Annotated in this window: 1 protein-coding gene; it reads right to left on the bottom strand. The window is 62.7% G+C overall.

The window, feature by feature from the left end:
* Positions 1-249: hypothetical protein (locus H6A60_RS13460; RefSeq protein WP_205105362.1), on the bottom strand; the 249-nt coding region annotated here is incomplete at both ends.

The raw sequence follows: 249 nt of genomic DNA, 5'->3' as shown, positions 1-249 counted from the left end.
GGGTCGAGAGGGATACCAAATGCTGCTGCAACGGGTCGGCAAAGGCCCGGACCTGCTGCTGGAGTGCGGCGGTTTCCTGCTGTTGCTGCATGCCCTGGAGTTGCGCCTGCGTGCGGGCCAGTTGCGCTTCCGGCGTGTTGGCGTTGGCGTACTGCGCCTTGAGCGACAGATAGAGATCGTCCTTCCCGTCGGCGAACATCGAGGTCAGATCCTGCTGGACCCGATTCACGTAGTCCTTGAGGGCTTGGT

The organism is Sutterella massiliensis (assembly GCF_016899755.1).
Classification (GTDB): Bacteria; Pseudomonadota; Gammaproteobacteria; order Burkholderiales; family Burkholderiaceae_F; genus Sutterella; species Sutterella massiliensis.
Note: the sequence above shows the minus strand (reverse complement) of the source record. Positions and strands in the feature narration are given on the sequence as shown.